We start from the raw sequence: 22444 nt of genomic DNA on the forward strand, positions 1-22444 counted from the left end.
CGCGATGTGCTCCTGGGCGCGGCGGCGGGGCGCGCCCAGGAGCACATCGCGCCCCAGCTCCGCGACGCCCCCGCGCCCCGCCCGGACACGGCCCGGGCCCGCTCCCGACCGCCGTGAAGGACCGGTCGGAGCCCCGCGTCGACGCGGTGCACCGCGCCCGGGAACGCTACGGCGCCGGAGCGGGCGAGACCTCCCGGCCCTCCCCCGTCCGCAGACGCGCGGCCTGCCGCACGCCGAAGTCCGTCGTCCGCCTCATCCGGTCGATGAACAGGGCCAGCTCGGAGTCGTCCAGGTCCTCGAAGAGCGCGGCCCAGTCGCCGCCGAGGCGCTCCCACACCCGCTCGAACTCGGCGGCCCGCTCCGGCACCGTCGCCACCAGCACCCGCCGCCGGTCGCCCTCGTCCCGCTCCCGGACCACGTAGCCCGCCCGCTCCAGCCGGTCCACCAGCCGCGTCGCCGACCCGGTCGTCAGTCCGGTCAGCTCCGCGATCCGGCCGGTCGTCACCGGACCGCCCTCCAGCGTGAGCAGGTTCAGGCACTGCAGATCGGTGGGGTGCAGACCCAGATGATCGGCGAGGGCCTGGTTGAACAGGGCCTGGGACGCCATGGAGCGCCGGGAGACCACGGTCAGCTCCGCCATCAGGCCCGACCGCGTGCTCTCCGGCATCTCCCGCTCCTCACCCTCCGCGGCTTCCGCGTCCTCTACTCCTTCTGTGCCCGCTGAGCGGATGTATCCCCCGCGCGGCCCGCACCAGGCGCCGTCCATCAGGTGACGCGCCGGGGACCGGAACGGGCGTGCGAAGCTGCCCGCATGCTGATCCTCCGCTCCGCCGCCCTGTTCGTCCTCGCCGCCCTGTTCGAGATCGGCGGCGCCTGGCTGGTCTGGCAGGGCGTGCGCGAGCACCGCGGCTGGATGTGGGCGGCCGGCGGCGTCCTCGCCCTCGGCGCCTACGGCTTCGTCGCCACCTTCCAGCCCGACGCCCACTTCGGCCGCGTCCTCGCCGCCTACGGCGGCATCTTCGTCGCCGGCTCGATCCTGTGGGGCGTGGTCGCGGACGGCTACCGCCCGGACCGCTGGGACATCGCCGGCGCGCTGGTGTGCCTCGCCGGCATGGCCCTGATCATGTGGGCACCGCGCAACGGCTGACGGGGGCACCCCGGCCCGCCGGGACGCCCCCGTACCGGGACAGCCCGGTGCCGGGACATCCCCGTACCGGGGCAGCCCGGTGCCGGGACACCCCTGTACCGGGGCACCCCCGTGCCGGAACACCGCCCCGCCGCAGGCCCTCCCGCCCGCCTTATGCTGGCCGGGCCCGCCGCACCACGGCAGACCACCGCACCGCACACCGCACACCGCACACCGCACACAGCACACAGCACACAGCACACCGCAGCCGCGCGCCCGCACCGTCCGAGGAGCAGCCCATGGCCACCGCCGTCCCGCCCGCCGCGTCCCGTATCGCCGTCGTCACCGGCGCGAGCAGCGGGATCGGCGCCGCCACGGCACGCCGGCTCGCCGAGGCCGGCTACCGCGTCGTCCTCACCGCCCGCCGCAAGGACCGCATCGAAGCACTCGCCGAGGAACTCACCGCGGCCGGCCACTCCGCGACGGCGTACCCGCTCGACGTCACCGACCGGGCGGCCGTCGACGAGTTCGCCACCGCCTTCAAGACCGTCGGCGTCCTCGTCAACAACGCCGGCGGCGCGCTCGGCGCCGACCCCGTCGCGACCGGCGACCCGGACGACTGGCGCACGATGTACGAGACGAACGTCATCGGCACCCTCAACCTCACCCAGGCCCTGCTGCCCAAGCTGGAGGCGAGCGGCGACGGCACGGTCGTCGTCGTGTCCTCCACCGCCGGCCACGCCACCTACGAGGGCGGCGCGGGCTACGTCGCCGCCAAGCACGCCGAGCACGTCCTCGCCGAGACCCTGCGCCTGGAGATCGTCGGCCGGCCGGTGCGCGTCGTCGAGATCGCGCCCGGCATGGTCAGGACGGAGGAGTTCGCGCTCACCCGCTTCGGCGGCGACGCGGAGAAGGCCGCCAAGGTCTACGAGGGCGTCGCCGAGCCCCTGACGGCCGACGACGTCGCCGACACCATCGCCTGGGCGGTGACCCGCCCGAGCCACGTCAACATCGACCTGCTCGTCGTCCGCCCGCGCGCCCAGGCGTCGAACACCAAGGTCCACCGGGAGCCGCGCTGACGGCGACCGGGAGGCAGCGCCTGACTCTGAAGCAGAAGCGCGGGCGCTGCGTCCGGTACTTCTTCGGCTCCTCCCTGTTCGGCATCCACGTCGCGGCGTTCGCGACGACCCATGTCGCGAAGCACACGGAGCAAGGGGATCGGAAAGAAGCAAGGACTCGGAGAACGGACGACGCGGTTAACTCACAGGGATGAAGAAGACCGATCACCCGAACGGAATGCGAACGGAAAATCTAGGCTCCTGCCACACCTGCAACGCGACGGCCCTCGCCGGGATGCCGGTCCCGACGAGAGCCTGACCAGCAAGGAAGTGGAGGCTTCCCTGTGGCTGACTGCGAGCCTATCGCTCACCAGTTCATGGATCTCTCGGTGCCTGATTACGCGTACATGTTCGGCTTCCTGCAAGCGGACGGACACCTGGAGAAAGGAACGGGCCGGAAAGGGCGGCTGACCGTCGAGATCAGTGCCCGAGACTCTCATGTCCTGCATGAGTTCCAGAGACTCACTCCCTACTACAGCAACATCACCGAACGCACGCGGGCGACGAATTTCGCCGAGGTCCACACCTCGGCCATCTGGACCTTGTGCGCACTCGAGGCCAGAACCCGGATCAACGAACTCGGCCTTCCCTACGGGCGGAAGTCCCGGACGATCGCACCGCCACGGGGAACCTTTTCGGCACGCGACTACGTGCGTGGGATCATCGACGCGGACGGCTCCGTAGGCATTACCGAAGCAGGGTTCCCCTTCGTCGCCGTGACGACCGCGAGCACAGCGGTCGGCTTGTACGTCTGTTTGTACACACAGCAGGTCACAGGTGCGGAGCGCGCCCTCAACCGCAATGCACGAGACGGCGTCTACAACATCCTCTACACGAAGGAGAATGCGCAGAGACTCGCCGCCCACCTCTACTACCCGGGTTCACTGTGCCTGGCGCGCAAGCAGGCCGCCGCAAGTGCGCTGAGCGAGTGGGTCAGGCCGGCCGGCATGAGGAGCGCGCCTCGGCGCAGGCGCTGGACGGAGCAAGAAGACCGCATTCTGCTGCGGCTGAACAACGACGCCGAGGCGGCCGCGGAACTGGGGCGCACGGAGAAGAGTTGCTGCATCCGCCTATGGCGCCTGCGGAACGGCCGAGCACGGATGCCCGCGGATCAGTGACCGACCGCGGGGCCCAGGGACCCAGGGGCCCCGTGCCTCAGCCCTTCACGCACACGAACTGCTTCAGCTTTGCCACGACCTCCACGAGATCGCGCTGCTGGCCCATCACCTGGTCGATGTTCTTGTAGGCCCCCGGAATCTCGTCCAGAACACCGGAGTCCTTCCGGCACTCCACTCCGCTTGTCTGCTGCTCCAAGTCCCGTACGGTGAACCGACGCTTCGCCGCGTTCCGGCTCATACGCCGGCCCGCTCCGTGCGAGGCGGAGTTGAACGCCTTCTCGTTGCCGAGCCCCTTCACGATGTACGAGCTGGTCCCCATCGATCCCGGGATGATCCCGTACTCGCCGGAACCCGCCCGGATCGCGCCCTTGCGGGTCACGAGCAGATCCATACCCTCATACCGCTCCTCCGCCACGTAGTTGTGGTGGCAAGAGATCTCCGGCTCGAAGGTCGGCCTGGCCTTCTTGAACTCCTTGCGGATCACGTCCTTCAGGAGCGCCATCATGATCGAGCGGTTGTACTTCGCGTACTCCTGCGCCCAGAACAGGTCGTTGCGGTACGCCGCCATCTGCGGGGTGTCCGAGACGAAGACGGCGAGGTCGCGGTCGACCAGGCCCTGGTTGTGCGGGAGCTTCTGGGCCACGCCGATGTGGTGCTCGGCGAGCTCCTTGCCGATGTTCCGGGAGCCGGAGTGCAGAGTGAGCCACACCACACCTCCAGAATCGAACAAAAGTTCGATGTAGTGGTTTCCGCCGCCCAGCGTCCCCATCTGCTTCGCGGCCCGCTCCTCGCGGAACCTCACCGCGTCCGCCACCCCGCCGAACCGCCCCCAGAAGTCGTCCCAGCCGCCGGCCGCGAAGCCGTGCAGCCGGCCCGGGTCGACCGGGTCGTCGTGCATCCCCCGCCCCACCGGGATCGCCTGCTCGATCTTCGACCGCAGCCGGGAGAGATCACCGGGAAGGTCGTTCGCCGTCAGGGACGTCCGCACCGCCGACATGCCGCAGCCGATGTCGACGCCCACCGCCGCCGGGCACACCGCACCCTGCATCGCGATGACCGACCCGACCGTCGCGCCCTTTCCGTAGTGCACGTCCGGCATCACGGCCAGGCCCTTGATCCACGGCAGGGTCGCCACGTTCCGCAACTGCTGGAGGGCGCCCTCCTCGACCGTCGCCGGGTCCGTCCACAGACGGATCGGCACCTTCGCACCCGGCAGTTCCACGTACGACATAACGTACCCTTTCCCCCGGCACACGAACAGAAGTATCGAAAAATCCAGAATCGCAAAACTGGCGCCAAGGTCGGTGAAAAGGGATGACGGACCGGCGTCCACGGCAGTGCGTGCGATACACATTGTCTGCGGGGGGCGCCCCCCTGCGGCAAGCGAATAACCAGCGGGGACACTGGGGAACACCAGTGAGGACGCTGGGGACCCCGCGGGCCCGCCGGCCCGCACCCACACCGTCGAGAGGAGCCCGGCCGTGCAGCGGAGGGCGTACGTACCCGGCGTCGCCGCACTTCTGGCGGCCGTGCTGGCCGGCTGCACCGGCGGCTCGGGCGAGGGCGGCACGGCGGACAACTCCAACCCGGGGAGCGCCGGCACCGCGACGCAGGCGGCCCAGCCCGGCAGGTACGCCACGCTCCCCGAGCCCTGCGGCGTGATCGGCGACCGGACGCTCGAGGAACTCCTGCCCGGACTACGGGAGTTGACCGACGAGGCGCAGCGCGAGAAGGCGTACGCGGGCGAGGCGACCCTCACGTACGACACCGACCGCAAGGTGGGCTGCCGTTGGAAGGTGGAGTCGGCGGAGGCGACCGACCACCTGCTGGTCGACTTCGAGCGGATCGTCTCCTACGACAACGCCGTCAGCGACGACAGCCAGGCCGAGCGGCTCTTCGCGAGGAAGCGGACCGCGGCGCACCTCCCGGAGCCGGAAGCCACGCGCTCCGGTCCGACCGGCGCCGGCAGCAGCCCTTCCGCGGACCCGAGTTCGTCGCCGTCCTCGTCCGGTTCCCCGTCCGGTTCCTCCTCTCCTCCCTCCTCGTCCGGTTCCTCCTCGGCGTCCGATTCGCCCGCCGACCTCCAGCCCCGGCTCCTGGAGGGTCTCGGCGACGAGGCCTTCCTCGACGACGCGCTGGACAGCTCCGGTTCGACCGCCCAGCAGCGCACGGTGACTGTGGCGTTCCGCACGTCCAACGTCATCGTGACCGTCGAGTACGCGGAGCAGCCGGCGGTCGTCGGCGTCGCCCCGGACAGCAAGGAAATGCAGGACAGGGCACGGAAACTGGCCTCCCGGCTGGCCGATTCGCTGAGCGGCTGAGCACCCTTCACGGCTCCTCCGCGCCCGTGCGCACAGCGCGCGAAGGGGGACCGCACGGACGACTCACCGCGTACCGTGACCCCTCGGACCCCGTTCTGACCGCAGGGAACACGAGCGTCATGAGTGAAGGAACCATGCAGCGACGAGCACAGCGAGACCAGCGTGAAGACCAGCGAGTGAAGCGCCTTGCCCGCGTCCTTGTCTGCGCGGCTGTCGTCCCCGTGATGCTGGTCGCCGCCGGCTGCTCCTCGGACTCCGGCTCCGACGACGGCAAGGACAAGGCGTCACAGGCGTCGGCGTCGGCCTCGGCGAGTCCGTCCCCGACGGTGCGGGCGGCCGCGTACGGGACGCTCCCGGAGTCGTGCAAGGTACTGCCGAAGAAGACCTTGGAGGACCTCGTCCCGAAGGCGAAGTCCGGCAAGGAGGGCGCGTCGGACGACGTGGCGACGCGCGCCAGTTGCTCCTGGAACAGCCTCGACAACAACGGTGTGAAGGGCTCGCAGTTCCGCTGGCTGAACGTGTCGCTGCTGCGCTTCGAGTCGGACGTGACGCGGGGCCCGGGGGACAAGCTGGCCAAGGAGTACTACGACAAGCAGGTGCGGGACGCGCAGGCGGTCGAGGGCGCCCAGAAGACCGAGGCGGAGCCGCTCGCCGAGACCGGCGACGAGGCGACGGCCGTGCGGTACGACCTGAAGAAGAAGGAAGGCACCTTCAAGCAGCAGACGGTGGTGGTGCGCGTGGAGAACGTGGTCGTCACCCTCGACTACAACGGTGCCGGTCTCGCCGGTGACAAGACCCCCAGCGCCGACGACCTGATGAAGGACGCGCAGAAGGCGGCCAAGGAGGCGGTGGCCGCGGTGACGAAGGCGAACGACGAGGGCGCCGGAGCCGGCGAGTCGAGCGGCGCGCCGTCGGAGGCGGGATCGCCGTCGGCGTCGGGCGCGGACTCGGAGACGGAGTCCGCCTCCAAGGCGCCGGCCAAGAGCTGACCGAGCGTTGAACCAGAACCGGCCACCCGTCCTCCGCACACATGTGCCACTCTGTTGCGCGCAACAACACGCAACGGGAGGGGAGTACGGGTGGCCGCGCCACTGCAGCTGACACGGATGCACCGGGTTCTCATCGGCGTGGTCGTCACCGGTGCCGTGATCATCGCCGGAATCGGCTTCGCGGGTTCGTACGCGGCCGTCCGGGAACTGGCCCTGAAGAAGGGCTTCGGGGACTTCAGTTATGTCTTCCCGATCGGCATCGACGCCGGTATCTGCGTCCTGCTGGCCCTGGACCTGCTGCTGACGTGGATCCGCATCCCCTTCCCGCTGCTGCGGCAGACGGCGTGGCTGCTGACGGCGGCGACGATCGCCTTCAACGGTGCGGCGGCGTGGCCGGATCCGCTCGGCGTGGGCATGCACGGGGTGATCCCGGTGCTGTTCGTGGTCTCGGTGGAGGCGGCCCGGCACGCGATCGGCCGGATCGCCGACATCACCGCCGACAAGCACATGGAGGGCGTCCGCCTCACCCGGTGGCTGCTCTCGCCGGTCCCCACGTTCCTGCTCTGGCGGCGGATGAAGCTGTGGGAGCTGCGCTCCTACGAGCAGGTGATCAAGCTGGAGCAGGAGCGTCTGGTCTACCAGGCCCGGCTGCGTTCCCGCTTCGGCCGCGCCTGGCGCCGCAAGGCCCCGGTGGAGGCCCTGATGCCGCTGCGCCTGGCCAAGTACGGCGTCCCCCTCGCCGAGACCGCCCCGGCGGGCCTGGCGGCGGCGGGCATAGAACCGGCGCTGATCCCGCCGGCGCCGCAGCCCGACCGGGCCGAGGTCACCCGGGACGACCGGACGGCGCCCGCCCTGCGGAAGGCGGCACCGCCCGCCGAGCAGCGCCCCGAGCTGGTCGCCGACCGGAACCCGGACCCGGAGCAGGTGCGGGACGCCGAGCCGGAGCAGGTGCGGGACGCGGAGCCCGCGCGGGACGAGCCCGCCCCCGACCAGCAGAACCCCTGGCTGCACGCCCGGAACCCGCAGTCCGTCGAGTACCACGGGGGCTACGACCCCACGTACGACCCGGACGCCGCGTACGCCCAGTGGTACGCGGAGCAGCAGCAGGCCGAGCAGTACCAGGACCAGTACCAGGAGGAGCCCCCCGTCCAGGAGCCCACTCCGGAGGAGACCGGCAGCTTTCCGATCCCGGTGAGCCCGGGCCGCACGCGCGAGCTCGGCGAGGGCGGCGGCACCCCGGTCGCCGAGCCGGACGAGGAGGCGTACTACCAGGTGTTCCGCCAGTCGATAGACGGCAGCTACCCCACGCCCCGGGTCCTCGGCGACAACATCCAGGCGACCTACGGCACGACGCTGAGCCCCAGCGCCCTGAAGGTCCTCGCGGAACGCTTCCAGAAGCGCCACTCGGCGGAGCTGGAGGAGGACCACATCGCCTGACCGCGACGCGGGACGGAACGCAGGGCGGAACGAAGGACGAACGGAAGCCGAAGAGGGGGCGCCCGGTGATCTCACCGGGCGCCCCCTCTTTCGTCGCCCTCGTCGGTCTCGTCGGTCTCGTTCGTCGCCCTCTTCGGCGCCGGACCGCGGGCTCCTTACTCCCCGAGCAGCGTCCGCACCCGGTCCTGCCCCACCGCGAGCAGCAGCGTGGGCAGGCGCGGGCCGGTGTCCCGCCCGACCAGCAGGTGGTAGAGCAGCGCGAAGAACGACCGCTGGGCGGTCTTGATCTCCGGCGGCAGCTCCTTGGGCGTGGCGTCGGCGGAGAAGCCGGCCCGGACCTTGGGCACGCCGTAGACGAGGTGGGTGAGCCCGTCCAGCGACCAGTGGTCGGCGAGCCCGTCGAGCAGCAGCCGCAGGGCCTTGCGGTCCTCCTCGTCGAGCGACTTCAGCAGCTCGGCGTCGGGCTCCTCGCGGACGATGGTGCGCTGGTCGGCGGGGACGTGGGTGTTGATCCACGCCTCGGCCTTGTCGTAGCGCGGCCGGGCCTCGTCGAGCGAGGCGAGCGGGTCGGCCGGGTCGAGCTCGCTGAGGATGCGCAGCGCCTGGTCCTCGTGGCCGGCGGTGATGTCGGCCACCGAGGCGAGGGTGCGGTACGGCAGCGGCCGGGGCGTCCGCGGCAGCTCACCGCTCGCCGTGCGCACCGCGCGGGAGTGCGCGGCGACGTCGGCGGGCAGCGCGGAGCCGTCGGCGACCTTGGCGTCGAGCCGGTCCCACTCGTCGTAGAGACGCTGGATCTCCTGGTCGAAGGCGATCTTGAAGGACTGGTTGGGCTTGCGGCGGGCGTACAGCCAGCGCAGCAGCTGGGGCTCCATGATCCTCAGCGCGTCGGCGGGCGTGGGCACGCCGCCGCGCGAGGACGACATCTTGGCCATGCCGCTGATGCCGACGAAGGCGTACATGGGGCCGATGGGCTGCTTGCCGCCGAAGATCCCGACGATCTGCCCGCCGACCTGGAACGACGACCCGGGCGAGGAGTGGTCCACGCCGCTCGGCTCGAAGACCACGCCCTCGTAGGCCCACCGCATGGGCCAGTCGACCTTCCAGACCAGCTTGCCGCGGTTGAACTCGCTGAGTCGGACGGTCTCGGAGAAGCCGCACGAGGTGCAGGCGTACGTCAGCTCGGTGGAGTCGTCGTCGTAGGAGGTGACGGTGGTGAGGTCCTTCTCGCAGTTGCCGCAGTACGGCTTGTACGGGAAGTACCCGGCGGAGCCGGAGCTGCCGTCGTCCTCGGCGGCGGCGCCCGAGCCCTCGGCGGCCTCCAGCTCGGCCTCGTCGACCGGCTTCTGCTGCTGCTTCTTCCGGGCGGCGTCGGCCGGCTTCGGCTTGGTCCGGTACTGGGCGAGGACCGCGTCGATGTCGTGCCGGTGCTTCATGGCGTGCAGGATCTGCTCGCGGTAGACCCCGGAGGTGTACTGCTCGGTCTGGCTGATCCCGTCGAACTCCACGCCCAGCTCGGCCAGCGACTCGGTCATCGCGGCCTTGAAGTGCTCCGCCCAGTTCGGGTACGCGGAACCTTCGGGTGCCGGGACGGAGGTCAGCGGCTTGCCGATGTGCTCGGACCAGGACTCGTCGACGCCGGCGATGCCGGCCGGGACCTTGCGGTACCGGTCGTAGTCGTCCCAGGAGATCAGGTGCCGGACCCGGTGGCCGCGGCGCCGGATCTCGTCGGCGACGAGGTGCGGGGTCATGACCTCGCGGAGGTTGCCCAGGTGGATCGGACCGGACGGCGACAGCCCGGACGCGACGACGACCGGTTTGCCCGGGGCCCGACGCTCCGACTCCTCGATGACCTCATCCGCGAAACGGGAGACCCAGTCGGTGGTCTCGGTGCTCTGAGCCACGATCGGCACGTCCTTCTTTCTGCTGGGGCAGCCACTACGGTCGCACGGCTGACCGCTCCATTCTCCCAGGCCGGGCCGCATCCGCGAAAACCGCTTTTCACCGCGTGGGATACTCGGTTCCCGTAGCAGTCCACGAACCCGAGAGAACGGCAGCCACTCCATGGCCTCGGTCACGTCCCTCAACGACTCCGTCCAGCAGCAGCTCGCGTCCGCCCTTTCGGCCACCCGGCCGGAGGCAGCCGGCGCGGACCCGCTGCTGCGACGAAGCGACCGGGCGGACTTCCAGGCCAACGGCATCCTCGCGCTGGCCAAGAAGGCGAAGGCGAACCCCCGGGAGCTGGCCGCCGAGGTCGTCGCGCACGTGGTCACCGGTGACGTGATCAAGGACGTCGAGGTGTCCGGACCGGGCTTCCTCAACATCACGATCACGGACCGGGCGATCATCGAGAACCTGGCCGCGCGGTACGCGGACGACACCGGCCGCCTCGGCGTGCCGTTCGCCGAGCGGCCCGGCACCACGGTGATCGACTACGCCCAGCCGAACGTGGCGAAGGAGATGCACGTCGGGCACCTGCGGTCCGCGGTGATCGGCGACTCGGTGGTCCAGCTCCTGGAGTTCACCGGCGAGAACGTGATCCGCCGCCACCACATCGGTGACTGGGGCACCCAGTTCGGCATGCTCATCCAGTACCTGGACGAGCACCCGCACGAGCTGGACCACAAGTCCGCCGAGGACGGCGCGGTCTCCGGCGAGGAGGCGATGTCGAACCTCGACCGCCTCTACAAGGCGGCCCGGAAGCTCTTCGACTCCGACGAGGAGTTCAAGACGCGCGCCCGGCGCCGGGTGGTCGACCTGCAGGCGGGCGACCCGGCCACGCTCGCCATGTGGCAGAGGTTCGTCGACGAGTCGAAGATCTACTTCTTCTCCGTCTTCGAGAAGCTGGACATGGAGATCCGCGACCCCGACATCGTCGGCGAGTCCGGCTACAACGACATGCTCGCCGAGACCTGCCGCCTGCTGGAGGAGTCGGGTGTCGCGGTCCGCTCCGAGGGCGCGCTGTGCGTGTTCTTCGACGACATCAAGGGCCCGGACGGCAAGCCGGTCCCGCTGATCGTGCAGAAGTCGGACGGCGGCTTCGGCTACGCGGCGACCGACCTGTCGGCGATCCGCGACCGCGTCTTCCACCTGAAGGCGGACACGCTGCTGTACGTGGTGGACGCCCGCCAGGCGCTGCACTTCAGGATGGTCTTCGAGACCGCGCGCCGGGCCGGCTGGCTGAACGACGACGTGAAGGCGGTCCAGCTCGCCTTCGGCACGGTCCTCGGCAAGGACGGCAAGCCGTTCAAGACCCGTGCGGGCGAGACGGTCCGCCTGGTCGACCTGCTGGACGAGGCGATCGAGCGTGCGTCCGCCGTCGTCCGGGAGAAGGCGCAGGACCTGTCCGAGGAGGAGATCGCCGAGCGGGGCACCCAGGTGGGCATCGGCGCGGTGAAGTACGCGGACCTGTCGACGTCGGCGAACCGGGACTACAAGTTCGACCTGGACCAGATGGTCTCGCTGAACGGCGACACGTCCGTCTACCTCCAGTACGCCTACGCCCGTATCCGCTCGATCCTGCGCAAGGCCCCCGAGGGCGTCCGCCCGGCGGCGCACCCGGAGCTGTCGCTGCACGAGGCGGAGCGGGCGCTGGGCCTGCACGTGGACGCGTTCGCGGAGACGGTGGCGGAGGCGGCGCGGGAGTACGCCCCGCACAAGCTGGCGGCGTACCTCTACCAGCTGGCGTCCCTGTACACGTCGTTCTACGACAAGTGCCCGGTGCTGAAGGCCGAGTCGCCCGAGCAGGTGGCCAACCGCCTGTTCCTGTGCGACGTCACGGCCGCCACGCTGCACCGGGGCATGGCGCTGCTGGGCATCCGGACGCCCGAGCGGCTCTGAGCGGCCGCCGCTCCCGGCACCCCGCACGCACGCGGCCCGTCCTCTCTTCGGGGAGAGGACGGGCCGCGGCGCGTTCCGGCCGACCGTGCGCCGGCTCCCGATCAGGCGGGTCCGGGGGCGGCGCGGTCGGTCAGGGGTGCAGCACGACCTTCGTGTAGCCCTCGATCCGCTTGTCGAACTTGTCGTAGGCCGACGGCGCCTGGTCCAGGCCCAGTTCGTGGGAGACGACGAAGCTGGGCTTCGCCCTGCCCTCGATGATCATGTCGCGCAGTTGCCGGTTGTAGCGCTTCACGTTGCACTGGCCCGTCCCCACCCGCAGGCCCTTCTCGAAGAGCTTGCCGATCGCGACGAGGAGCATGCCCTGCTTGGCCTGCTCGTCCGGGCCTCCCGGGTCGGACGGGACGTAGAGTCCGGGCACGCCGAGCGCTCCGGTGGGCCTGACCGTGCCGACGAGCGAGTTCAGCACGACCGCCGGTTCCTCGTGGCCGGCCCCCTGCGCCATCGCCTGGTAACCGACGGCGTCCACGCCCTTGTCGGTGCCGACGCCCTCGGTCTGCTCCTTGATCTGCTCGACCGGGTCTCCCTCGGCGAAGTTGATCGGGACCGCGCCGATCTCCTCGGCCTTCTGCAGGCGCTCGGGGACCCGGTCCACGGAGAACACCTTCTTCGCGCCGCGCAGCAGGGCCGAGTAGGCGGCCATGAGCCCGACCGGCCCCGCCCCGTACACCGCGACGCTCTCGCCGGGGCGGACATCGGCGAGTTCGCAGCCGTGGTAGCCGGTGGGGAAGATGTCGGCGAGCAGGATGAAGTCGGTCTCGTGTTCCTTCCCCTCGGGAAGTTTCAGACAGTTGAAGTCGGCGTAGGGGACACGCAGGTATTCGGCCTGCCCGCCCTGCCAGGGACCCATGGCGACATAGCCGTAGGCACCGCCGGCGAATCCGGGATTGACGGTCGTGCAGTACCCGGTGAATCCCGCGGCACAGTTGGGACAGAATCCGCAGGCGACGTTGAAGGGCATGACCACGCGGTCACCCTCCTTGAGCAATGTAACGCCCTCGCCGACTTCCTCGATGATTCCCATGTTCTCGTGGCCGAAGACGATGCCGGGCTCGGCGCCGGTACGGCCCTCGTACATGTGCAGGTCGGAACCACAGATCGCGGTGGAGGTGACCCGTACGACCACATCGTTCGGATGCTGGATCCGGGGCTTGTCGACCTCTTCGACCGCAACGGTGAACGGTTCCTTGTAAACGACGGCCTTCATGCTCGTGACCTCCGCTCGGCAGTGCAGGCGTCCGGTCACGCGTCCGTCTCCGCTATCTCCGCGTGACCCATCTCTCATGATTCTCCGGGCCACACAATCGGGCAACTCGGTAATCTCGCGATGAAAGGAACGCTCCATGCCGCACCGGCACCTCATGAAGGCGAGAGAGAAGTGCCAGCACAACGCCTGGGGACCCTGCTGGTCCCCGTGCCGGGCCTGTCCGGCACCACCTATCCGCCGGGGACGACCGTGACCGTCCGTGGCCGGGGCGCTACCGTCGACGCCTTCGTCGACGGCGACTGGCTCCCCCTGGCCTGGTGGGAGTTCTCCGACGGCCTGCGCGAGGACATCGCCGACCGCTGAGGCCTCCCGTGCGGCCCTTGGCCGACCGGAACCCCTCCCGGGGAGCGGGCGTCCCGGCCGTCAGGTGACCTTGACCCAGTCCAGGGTGCGCTCCACGGCGAGTTTCCAGCCCGCGTAGCCCTCCTGCCGCTGCTCCTCGCTCCACTGGGGGCTCCAGCGCTTCGACTCCTGCCAGTGGGAGCGCAGCTCGTCGGTGTCGCTCCAGAAGCCGGTGGCGAGTCCGGCCGCGTAGGCGGCGCCCAGCGCGGTGGTCTCGGCGACCACCGGCCGGCTGACGGGCACGCCCAGCACGTCCGCCTGGATCTGCATGCACAGGTCGTTCGCGGTCACCCCGCCGTCGACCTTGAGCACGTCCAGGTGGACGCCCGAGTCCTGCTCCATGGCGTCGACCACGTCGCGGCTCTGGTAGCAGATGGCCTCCAGCGTGGCGCGGGCCACGTGCGCGTTGGTGTTGTAACGGGCGAGGCCGACCATCGCGCCGCGGGCGTCCGAGCGCCAGTACGGGGCGAACAGGCCGGAGAAGGCCGGGACGAAGTACATGCCGCCGTTGTCCTCCACCAGGCGGGCCAGGTGCTCGCTCTCCGCCGCGGTCCTGATGATCTTCAGCTGGTCGCGCAGCCACTGCACGGCGGCGCCGGTGACGGCGATGGACCCCTCCAGCGCGTAGACGGCGGGGCTGCCCGCGAACTGGTACGCCACGGTGGTCAGCAGGCCGTGCTGCGAGCGCACCAGCTCCGTACCGGTGTTGAGCACCAGGAAGTTGCCGGTGCCGTAGGTGTTCTTGGCCTCGCCGGGGGCGAAGCAGACCTGGCCGACGGTCGCCGCGTGCTGGTCGCCGAGGACGCCGGTGATCGGGACCGCGGCGCCCAGCGGCCGGGACTTGCGGGCCTGGCCGAAGGCCTCGGGATCGGACGAGGGGTTGATGACCGGCAGCATGGCGCGCGGAATGCCGAAGATCCCCAGCAGTTCGTCGTCCCAGTCCAGGGTCTCCAGGTTCATCAGCATGGTCCGGCTGGCGTTGGTGACGTCGGTGGCGTGCACACCGCCGTTGGGGCCGCCGGTGAGGTTCCACAGCACCCAGGCGTCCGTGTTGCCGAAGAGGGCGTGGCCCGCCTCGGCGGCCTCGCGCAGTCCGTCCACGTTCTCCAGCAGCCACTTGATCTTGCCGGCGGAGAAGTAGGTGGCCGGCGGCAGGCCCGCCCTGTGGCGGATGGTGTCGCCGTGACCGTCGCGTTCCAGGGCGGCGGCGATGCTGTCGGTGCGGGTGTCCTGCCAGACGATGGCGTTGTAGTAGGGACGGCCGGTGCGGGGGTCCCACACCACGGTCGTCTCCCGCTGGTTGGTGATGCCGATCGCCTTCAGGTCGGCGGCGGTCAGCCCGCCTTCGCGCAGGCCGTTCTGGATCACCGTGTTGGTGCGCTCCCAGATCTCCACCGGATCGTGCTCGACCCAGCCGGACCGCGGCAGGATCTGCCGGTGCTCGAGCTGGTGCTTGGCCACCTCGTTGCCAGAGTGGTCGAAAATCATGAAGCGCGTACTGGTGGTTCCCTGATCCACCGCGCCGACGAATTCGGGCATCGTTGCCGCCTCTTCTCGTGTTCCTGGTGTCGTTGCGCTCCGGGGGCGACGGTCCTGACCAGGCGGTGTCCTCGCTGCTCCGAAGCATCGGGGGAGGCGTGGAGCGCCCTAGGGCTCCTGGGTGGCGGGGCCCTCCTCGGCCTCCTCGGCCTCCTTGCGCCTGGCCTTGAGCACCGGGGTGATGAGCAGGTCGTACACGAGGACACCGGCGACCGCGCCGATGAGCGGGCCCACGATGGGGATCCACCAGTAACCGCTGAACCACCCGAACGTGCCGGGGAGGGCGATGGAGCCCCACCCTTCGAAGAAGGTGAACAATCGGGGGCCGAAGTCGCGTGCGGGATTGATCGCGTACCCGGCGTTGGTGCCGAACGTGAAGCCGATCGCGACGACCACCAGGCCGATGAGGAACGGACCGAGGTTGGACATCGGAGCCGTGTTGCGGGTGTCGATGAGCGCGCAGATCAGCAGGAGCAGGATCCCGGTGCCCACGATCTGGTCGAGCAGGGGGCCCCACCAGGAATTCCCGAAGTACTCGGCGGGGAACGTGGCGAAGATCGAGTACGTCGCCAGCGATTGGTCCCGCGCCACCCCCGCCTGCGCGTTGGCCGCGTCGATCGCCCACCGGTAGCACGCGTAGACGAGTGCGGCGCCGACGAAGGCGCCCACGACCTGCGCCAGCCAGTAGGGCAGGACCTTCCGCCAGGGGAAGTCCCGCCGGACCGCGAAGGCGAGGGTCACCGCGGGGTTGATGTGGGCACCGCTGACGCCACCGGCGACGTACACGCCGAACACGACGGCGAGGCCCCAGCCCCATCCGATGATGAGCCAGTTGGCGGGCCCGAACTCCACGACCTGCCGGCCCGACCCGGGCAGACCGACCACCGCGACGGCCACCGACCCGGCACCCAGCAGGAGCAGGACGAACGTTCCCAGGAACTCGGCGATCATCTCGCCGCCGAGGCCTTCTCGATAACCTCGTCGACGAACAGCGCTTTGTGCCATCGGTCCTCCTATGCCGGAAAGAGTTGAACCATCCGGTATTCACCCGAGTACATGGCCGAAGAGAAATGTGAAGGTGCGGGAAGGGGCGATCCGATGGGTCCGCGGGGTCGCGGGTCCTTCTCCACGGAACGCCGCGCGGCGCCCGTCACGGCCGTCCGGGAAGAGACCGCCGGTGCGCGGGCCGAACAGGGGCGGAGGCGTCCGTCACCCGTACGGGATCGGTGACCGAACGCCACCTAGAGTGAAGATATGCGCCTTATCGGCGATATGCATCTTCACATCACCCGGACCCCGGAGTGATCACGGCACTCGGCCGCTCGGCGCACGGGCGGCGTGAAGCGACGTGGGGAGCGGCATGAAACGGCATGGGGAGCGGCGTGGGGAGCGGCACACCGCGATGCCCGACTCCCCGGCACGGCGGCCGACACGAAACGCTCCGCCCGCCCCCGAGGGGCGGGCGGAGCGGGAGAGATGGGCTATCGGTACCGGTCAGCGCAGGGTGCGGGCCACCTCGACGGCCCAGTAGGTGAGGATGTTCTGCGCACCGGCCCGCTTGATGCCGGTCAGCGCCTCCAGGATCGCCCGGTCCCGGTCGATCCAGCCCTTCTCGGCGGCGGCCTCGATCATCGAGTACTCACCGGAGATCTGGTACGCGGCCACCGGCACGTCCACCGCGTCCGCGACCCGCGCCAGGACGTCCAGGTAGGGGCCCGCCGGCTTCACCATCACCATGTCGGCGCCCTCCTCCAGGTCGAGCGCCAGCTCGCGCATCGACTCGCGGAGGTTCGCCGGGTCCTGCTGGTACGTCTTGCGGTCGCCCCGCAGCGAGGAGCCGACGGCCTCCCGGAACGGCCCGTAGAAGGCGGAGGCGTACTTGGCGGTGTAGGCGAGGATCGCGACGTCCTCCCGCCCGATCTGGTCGAGGGCGTCGCGGATGACGCCGATCTGCCCGTCCATCATCCCGCTGGGGCCGACCACGTGGGCGCCCGCGTCGGCCTGCACCTGCGCCATCTCGGCGTACCGCTCGAGCGTCGCGTCGTTGTCGACCCGCCCCTGCTCGTCCAGCACCCCGCAGTGCCCGTGGTCCGTCGTCTCGTCGAGGCACAGGTCGGACATGACGAGCAGTTCGTCCCCGACCTCGGCCCGCACGTCCCTCAGGGCCACCTGGAGGATCCCGTCCGGGTCGGTCCCCGGCGTGCCCACGGCGTCCTTCTTCGACTCCTCCGGCACCCCGAACAGCATGATCCCGGAGATCCCGGCCGCCACGGCCTCCGCCGCCGCCTTCTTCAGGCTGTCCCGCGTGTGCTGCACGACGCCCGGCATCGCCGCGATCGGCACCGGTTCGCTCACGCCCTCGCGCACGAAGGCCGGAAGGATGAAGTCGGCGGGGTGCAGCCGGGTCTCGGCGACCATCCGACGCATGGCGGGGGTGGTCCGCAGACGCCGCGGTCGCGTGCCGGGAAAGGATCCGTACGTCGTCATACCACCTACGCTACGCCCGCCGCTCCCGTGCCTTTACCGACGCGGAGTCGGCCCGGAGCGGGCCCCGGTCCCGCTCGGGATCCTTCGCGTCGCGCGCCCCGGCCGCGGACGCGGTCCGGCCAGGGGCACCGTTCGGCCGTACGGGTGACCCGTGCCCACGGCCCTGCCCCTGGTGCACAGCCGCTACGGCGAGCACCGCGGCCCTGGCAGCAGCTGCGCCGCCGGTATGCGCCGGTGCGGGCTTCTCCACGGGGAGAACCGTTTCCGACGCAATCGCCGGGTAATCGGACGGTGACGGGTCGGCACCGCAGCCGACCCGCCACGACTCGGGAGAGCCATGGTCGACTCGAACTCTTTCACCGGCGCGGACAAAGTGAAGCGCAATCTGAAATTCACAGCGATCGCCACCGTCCCCGTCCTGGTCGTAGCGATCTTCCTTCTGAACCGGGGAATCAGCGAAGCATGGATCCTCATCGCTCTCGCTGCCGCGGTGTGGACTCTCCTCTGGGTCCGTTTCGCGGGCGTGGGAACCCGAGGTCTTCCCGACCAGAAGTAGCTTCCCCGCGCTTCGTCCGTAACGCGCGTACACCCCGTTACGGACGAAGCCTCGCTTTCGTCCTGTGGCCCGTTCCCACCGGACCGGCTCTCTCTGCTGGAGGAATCATCGTCTACGGTTTGCTCGCGGTATCACTGATCGCGATGGCTGTCGCCGCCGGCGCGATGACGACCAGTGACGCGGGATCGTCCCGTCACCGATCAGCACGAAAAGCCGTGCTCACGATCGCGCCTTTCATCGTGCTCGGCATCGCAGTGGTTCTTCTGACGTAGCCGACGCAGAAGCCCGAAGCTCAGGCGGGCGGGTCGGACCGATTGCTATGATCTGCAGGTCGGCCTTCGGCGCCCCCACGGGAGCGTTCGGAGGCTTTTTTCATGTCTTCCGACACTCCCTCACCCACCGCTCCCTCCCCCACCGGCTACCGCGCCCTGCTCCGCAACCGCGAGTTCGCCGGCCTGTACGCCGGCTTCACGCTGACGGTCGCCGCGAGCACCCTCTCGGGCTTCGCGCTCGGCACGCTGGTCGACCGCCGGACCGGGTCCCCGTTCCTGACGGCCGTGAGCATGTACGGCGCCACCTTCGCGACCGTGCTCGGCGCCCTGACGCTGATGTCCGTCGCGGACGGCGACCGCCCCCGCCGCACCCTGGTCACGCTCCAGTGCGTCTCCCTGGTGGGTGTCGCCGCACAGGCGGTCCCGGGGCTGCCGCTGGCCGCCCGGTTCGGCCTCCTGCTGGTGCTGGGTTTCTTCCAGTCCCTGGCGACCGGCACGCGGATGGGACTGCTCGCCGAGGTGGTGCCGGCCTCCGCGTACGTGCCGGCGCGCTCACTGATGAACATCACCGCGGGCGGCACCGCCGTCCTCGGCTTCGCGCTCGGCGCCGTACTGCTGCGGTACCTGAGTCCGCAGGGCCTCTTCGTCACGGCGGCGGTCCTGACCGCGGCCGGACTGGTCGTGGTGGCGACGACCGTCCGGGAACACTCGGTCCGACCGCCCCGCCGCCCCGGACTGCGCGAGACCTGGACGGCGAACACCGCGCTCCTCTCCCGCTCCGGCCCCCGTGCGCTGCTGCTGAACCTGTGGGTCCCCAACGGTCTGATCGTCGGCTGCGAGGCCCTGTTCATCTCCTACGCCCCGGACCACGCCGGCGTCCTCCTGGCGGCCGGGTCGGCGGGCATGCTCCTCGGGGACCTGGCCGTCGGACGGCTGCTCACCGCCGAGTGGCGACGCCGCTGCGCGTTCGCCCTGCGCCTGCTGCTCGCCGCCCCCTACCTGCTGTTCGCCCTCCACCCTCCCCTGCCGGTGGCGACGGCCGCCGTGTTCGTCTCCGGTGCCGGGTTCGCCGCCACCCTGCCCCTACAGGAGCGGCTCCTGGCGCTGACGCCCGACGCGGTCCGCGGCCAGGTCCAGGGCGTCGAGTCCGCCGGGCGCATGACCTGGCAGGGCATCGGGGCCGCGCTCGCCGGCGGCATCGCCCAGTACCTCACCCCCGGCACGACGATCACCGTCCTGGCCGCGGTCTCCCTCACCCTCACGGTCCTCTCCCGGCCGTTCGTGGCCCGCACCCCTACCGTCCGCCTCGGGAAGACCGGCACCTGACGCGGTACGGGGGGATGTGCGGACAGGGGGATGTGCGGGCAAGGGCTCAGGCCGCGCATGCGTCGCCTTCTCCCGCCGCCGTCGGGCCGGTCCGGCAGTCGCGGCAGCGGCCCGGTTCCGGTGCGCGGAAGACCCGTTCGCAGCCGTCGCAGTCCTGGAAGGGGTGGCGGTGCGGCCGGTGGACCGTCCCGCCCGTGTGCGCCGCCGTGCCCGGCGAAGGCGCCGGGGCCGCGGGGAGGGGCGGGGGCAGCAGAGCGCGGAGGCGGTAGGCGATCACGCCCGCCGGGTGCTTCATGACGACGGGGAGGTCGGCGGTCAGCGTGCGGTGGACGGCGGCGGAGGTGGCCCCTCGTTCGAGCCAGTCGACGACGCTCGGGGCCAGTCTGTTCACGTCCCTCAGGGACAGGGTGAGGCGCTCGTCGGTACGGCGCAGTCCCGCGAGGAGGGTGACCGCCTCCTCGTGCCTCCGGTCGGGACGGACGGAGGCACGCGACGGGACCACGGGCGCGGGGGCGTCGGAGACGTCCACCGGCATGTCCGGAGCGACCGGGGCGACCGGAACGACCGGGGCTACCGAAGCGGACGGGGCGACCGGAACGACCGGGAGGACCGGGGCGACCGGAAGGCCAGGAACCACCGGCTCACCGGGGGCTTGGTCGTCCTCCTGGAGCGTCTCCCGCGCGCCCGCGCCCGTGCCCGCAGCGGAGTCACGGGTCCGCGAGCGGGCGCGGTTCACCGCCGCTCGTCCGGCCGCCCGGACGGGGGCGGGCACGGATGACGCGGCCGCCCGGCCCGGCAACGGCGTGTGGTGGAGGTAGGTACGCGTCACCAGCCGCCCCGCCTCCGTGTGCTCACGGACCCGCTCCAGGTACCCGTGCGCCTCCAACTCCCGCAGTGCGAAGGCGATCCGGTCCCGCCCCTCGGGGAAGCGCTCCGCGAGGCTGCGGATGTCGACCGGGGTGCCCTCGGGCACCGACAGCATGTGGGTGGCCAGTCCGATCGCGGTCAGCGACAACTCGTGGTGCTGGGCGAGGTGGTTGCCCACCACCACGTACTGACCGGACTGGTACGTGCGTACGTGTGTGACACCGGAGGGGATGGCGGATCGTCGAACGCCCTGATTCGGGCGCGGGGCAGGGCTAGGCTTCGTCTCAGCCATGGGGAAGGTCACTTCTTCCTCGTTGGTCAGGCCCTCGCAGTGGGATGGCAGTCCCGGCGGGGGCCGATACATGCGTACAGGTTTGTGGGGAGGCCGAGTTGCTTCGGCCGCTCTCCTGCCGAGACTGCCCGCCCGCACCACCGCCGCGCCAGCCCGTTCGACGCGTTTCACCCGCTCGAGTGATCAACGCGAGGTTTGGTGAGGTTGGTTGGTTTTTACCCTTGGTTCTTAGGTCTTTTACCGCCCGCAGCCCCGGCCCGCGGACCGCCGCGTCCCGCACCTCCCGGCTCCGGTGCGCCGCCGTCCCGGGGTAAGGGTCAGGGCCCGAGGAGAACGGTCAGGGAGTGAGGAGCCGGCGCAGCGCCAGACGTGCCAGCGGGGCGTAGGCGGCCAGGACGGGCGCCGGCCCCTGCATGCCGAGCCGGGTCTCGGTCCCGTCCCGGTGGGGCCGGACCTCGTGCGTCAGACGCATCCGCAGCGGCCCGAGCCGCACCCGCCAGGCCCAGTTGCGCCGTTCCTCGTCCACGGACTCCACGAGGAACGCGGCGCGGACCCCGAGGAAGGAACGGATCGTCCCCCGCGCCCCGGGCCCGATGCGCTCGTCAGGCGTCTCCACCCGGACGATCTGCGGCGACCAGGCGGGCCACTGCCGGAAGGAGGTGTAGCGGAACCACACCGTGTCCGGATGCGCGCCCCCGACGGCCCGCAGGGTCAGCTCGGCCATGCCCCGCAACCACCCTCCGCTCGACCGGTCGCCATCGCCCCGTACCCCCAGGGTCGCCGCACCCCGGCCCGCCCGCACGTCGAAGCGGGCCGCCTCGCGGCGAGTCCCGCACGAACCCTCGCCCCGGTCCGGGACCGGCGGAGCACAGAAGCAGTCAGAGGTCCGGCGCGAGCAGGGTGAGCCGCAGCGCCCGCCTCCGGGTCCCGTTGTCGGTGACGGCGGTTACGGTGCCCGGGTGAACCAGACAGCCGCTGACGACCGCAGTTTCCCTCCCGCCCTCGCCGACGTGGCCCGCGTGGAGTTCGACTACGACGACGGCGAGGGGATCGACTTCGAGCCCTACGCCGCCTTCGACTCCGCCGAGAAGACCACCGGCTGGCTCCGCCAGTGGACCGGAAACCCCGATCTCGACGGTGACGCCTACCTGCCGTTCGGCCAGGACGGCACCGGCGGCCTCGCGGCCGTCTGGTACGGACGGCCGGGCCGGCCCCTCGCCGAGCAGCCCGTGGTCTTCATGGGCTCGGAGGGTGAGTGCGGGGTGGTGGCCGGCAACCTGTCCGACTTCCTGTGGGTCCTGGCCGACGGCTACGGCCCCATGGAGGCCGTGCTGTACGAGGAGCGCGAGCCGCGCCCCGACGCGGCACTCACCGAACTCGCCGAACGCCACGCCACCACACCACGCCGCCCGGCCCGCGCCATCGTCGCGGAGGCCCGCGCCGAGTTCCCGGCCTTCGTCGAGGACATCGACGCGCTCTGCCGCTGAGCCACC

Annotated in this window: 20 protein-coding genes; 11 read left to right on the top strand and 9 right to left on the bottom strand. The window is 70.8% G+C overall.

The window, feature by feature from the left end; genetic code table 11:
* Positions 1–166: 166 nt before the first annotated feature.
* Positions 167–667 carry a MarR family winged helix-turn-helix transcriptional regulator gene (locus tag B7L92_RS27725; protein WP_081240089.1) on the bottom strand — a complete coding sequence of 167 codons (501 nt, stop codon included), beginning with the start codon at positions 665–667 and terminating at the stop codon, positions 167–169.
* A 144-nt stretch (positions 668–811) separates the two neighbouring features.
* Between B7L92_RS27725 and B7L92_RS27730 the strand changes: the two genes are divergently transcribed.
* The 3 genes from B7L92_RS27730 to B7L92_RS27740 all read left to right on the top strand — a co-directional run bounded on the left by B7L92_RS27730 (position 812) and on the right by B7L92_RS27740 (position 3362).
* Positions 812–1147 (top strand): YnfA family protein, encoded by a 336-nt coding sequence (locus B7L92_RS27730; RefSeq protein WP_004984815.1) that lies wholly within the window; start codon positions 812–814, stop codon positions 1145–1147.
* 278 nt (positions 1148–1425) lie between these two features.
* Positions 1426–2205 carry an SDR family NAD(P)-dependent oxidoreductase gene (locus tag B7L92_RS27735; protein ID WP_081240090.1) on the top strand — a complete coding sequence of 260 codons (780 nt, stop codon included), beginning with the start codon at positions 1426–1428 and terminating at the stop codon, positions 2203–2205.
* 356 nt (positions 2206–2561) lie between these two features.
* The gene (locus tag B7L92_RS27740; RefSeq protein ID WP_255311167.1) at positions 2562–3362 is read left to right on the top strand and encodes a hypothetical protein; all 801 of its coding nucleotides are present in this window, start codon (positions 2562–2564) and stop codon (positions 3360–3362) included.
* 37 nt (positions 3363–3399) lie between these two features.
* On the opposite strand, the gene B7L92_RS27745 is transcribed toward B7L92_RS27740, so the two are convergent.
* Entirely contained in the window at positions 3400–4593 is a 1194-nt protein-coding gene (locus B7L92_RS27745) for an RtcB family protein (protein WP_081240092.1), read from the bottom strand.
* A 250-nt stretch (positions 4594–4843) separates the two neighbouring features.
* Here B7L92_RS27745 and B7L92_RS27750 point away from each other — a divergent pair, with 250 nt between their 5' ends.
* The 3 genes from B7L92_RS27750 (at position 4844) to B7L92_RS27760 (ending at position 8109) form a co-directional block, all read left to right on the top strand.
* Entirely contained in the window at positions 4844–5683 is an 840-nt protein-coding gene (locus tag B7L92_RS27750) for a hypothetical protein (protein ID WP_081240093.1), read from the top strand.
* 119 nt (positions 5684–5802) lie between these two features.
* Positions 5803–6672, top strand: coding sequence for a DUF3558 family protein (locus B7L92_RS27755; RefSeq protein WP_081240094.1), 870 nt, complete (start codon positions 5803–5805; stop codon positions 6670–6672).
* 90 nt (positions 6673–6762) lie between these two features.
* Positions 6763–8109, top strand: coding sequence for a DUF2637 domain-containing protein (locus tag B7L92_RS27760; protein ID WP_081240095.1), 1347 nt, complete (start codon positions 6763–6765; stop codon positions 8107–8109).
* Between the two features lie 155 nt (positions 8110–8264).
* Here B7L92_RS27760 and lysS read toward each other — a convergent pair whose 3' ends face one another.
* Entirely contained in the window at positions 8265–10019 is a 1755-nt protein-coding gene (gene lysS, locus B7L92_RS27765) for a lysine--tRNA ligase (RefSeq protein WP_081240096.1), read from the bottom strand.
* Positions 10020–10170: 151 nt separating this feature from the next.
* On the opposite strand from lysS, the gene argS reads away from it, so the two are divergent.
* Positions 10171–11946, top strand: coding sequence for an arginine--tRNA ligase (argS, locus tag B7L92_RS27770; RefSeq protein ID WP_004984823.1), 1776 nt, complete (start codon positions 10171–10173; stop codon positions 11944–11946).
* 130 nt (positions 11947–12076) lie between these two features.
* Here the strand turns inward: argS and B7L92_RS27775 are convergent, their stop codons facing one another.
* Positions 12077–13210, bottom strand: coding sequence for a glutathione-independent formaldehyde dehydrogenase (locus tag B7L92_RS27775; RefSeq protein WP_004984824.1), 1134 nt, complete (start codon positions 13208–13210; stop codon positions 12077–12079).
* Between the two features lie 171 nt (positions 13211–13381).
* Here B7L92_RS27775 and B7L92_RS27780 point away from each other — a divergent pair, with 171 nt between their 5' ends.
* Positions 13382–13573, top strand: a complete 192-nt coding sequence (locus B7L92_RS27780) for a hypothetical protein (RefSeq protein ID WP_004984826.1) — start codon at positions 13382–13384, stop codon at positions 13571–13573.
* Positions 13574–13633: 60 nt separating this feature from the next.
* Here B7L92_RS27780 and glpK read toward each other — a convergent pair whose 3' ends face one another.
* From glpK to hemB, 3 genes are all read right to left on the bottom strand, one after another.
* On the bottom strand, positions 13634–15151 hold the full coding sequence (glpK, locus tag B7L92_RS27785) for a glycerol kinase GlpK (protein WP_081240097.1): 1518 nt from the start codon (positions 15149–15151) through the stop codon (positions 13634–13636).
* Positions 15152–15259: 108 nt separating this feature from the next.
* Positions 15260–16102: an MIP/aquaporin family protein gene (locus B7L92_RS27790; RefSeq protein ID WP_438364028.1), complete on the bottom strand. Its 843-nt coding sequence runs from the start codon at positions 16100–16102 to the stop codon at positions 15260–15262.
* Between the two features lie 543 nt (positions 16103–16645).
* On the bottom strand, positions 16646–17638 hold the full coding sequence (hemB, locus tag B7L92_RS27795; RefSeq protein ID WP_081240099.1) for a porphobilinogen synthase: 993 nt from the start codon (positions 17636–17638) through the stop codon (positions 16646–16648).
* 337 nt (positions 17639–17975) lie between these two features.
* Between hemB and B7L92_RS27800 the strand changes: the two genes are divergently transcribed.
* Complete coding sequence (locus tag B7L92_RS27800; protein WP_081240100.1) at positions 17976–18194, top strand: hypothetical protein; 219 nt, start codon at positions 17976–17978, stop codon at positions 18192–18194.
* Positions 18195–18568: 374 nt separating this feature from the next.
* Positions 18569–19792, top strand: a complete 1224-nt coding sequence (locus B7L92_RS27805) for an MFS transporter (protein ID WP_081240101.1) — start codon at positions 18569–18571, stop codon at positions 19790–19792.
* 46 nt (positions 19793–19838) lie between these two features.
* On the opposite strand, the gene B7L92_RS27810 is transcribed toward B7L92_RS27805, so the two are convergent.
* The gene (locus tag B7L92_RS27810) at positions 19839–20843 is read right to left on the bottom strand and encodes a helix-turn-helix domain-containing protein (protein WP_081240102.1); all 1005 of its coding nucleotides are present in this window, start codon (positions 20841–20843) and stop codon (positions 19839–19841) included.
* A gap of 445 nt (positions 20844–21288) precedes the next feature.
* Positions 21289–21675, bottom strand: coding sequence for an SRPBCC family protein (locus B7L92_RS27815; protein WP_081240103.1), 387 nt, complete (start codon positions 21673–21675; stop codon positions 21289–21291).
* A 235-nt stretch (positions 21676–21910) separates the two neighbouring features.
* Here B7L92_RS27815 and B7L92_RS27820 point away from each other — a divergent pair, with 235 nt between their 5' ends.
* Positions 21911–22438 (top strand): SMI1/KNR4 family protein, encoded by a 528-nt coding sequence (locus tag B7L92_RS27820; protein ID WP_081240104.1) that lies wholly within the window; start codon positions 21911–21913, stop codon positions 22436–22438.
* Positions 22439–22444: the final 6 nt, after the last annotated feature.

Source organism: Streptomyces viridosporus, assembly GCF_002078235.1.
Taxonomy (GTDB): Bacteria; Actinomycetota; Actinomycetes; order Streptomycetales; family Streptomycetaceae; genus Streptomyces; species Streptomyces viridosporus.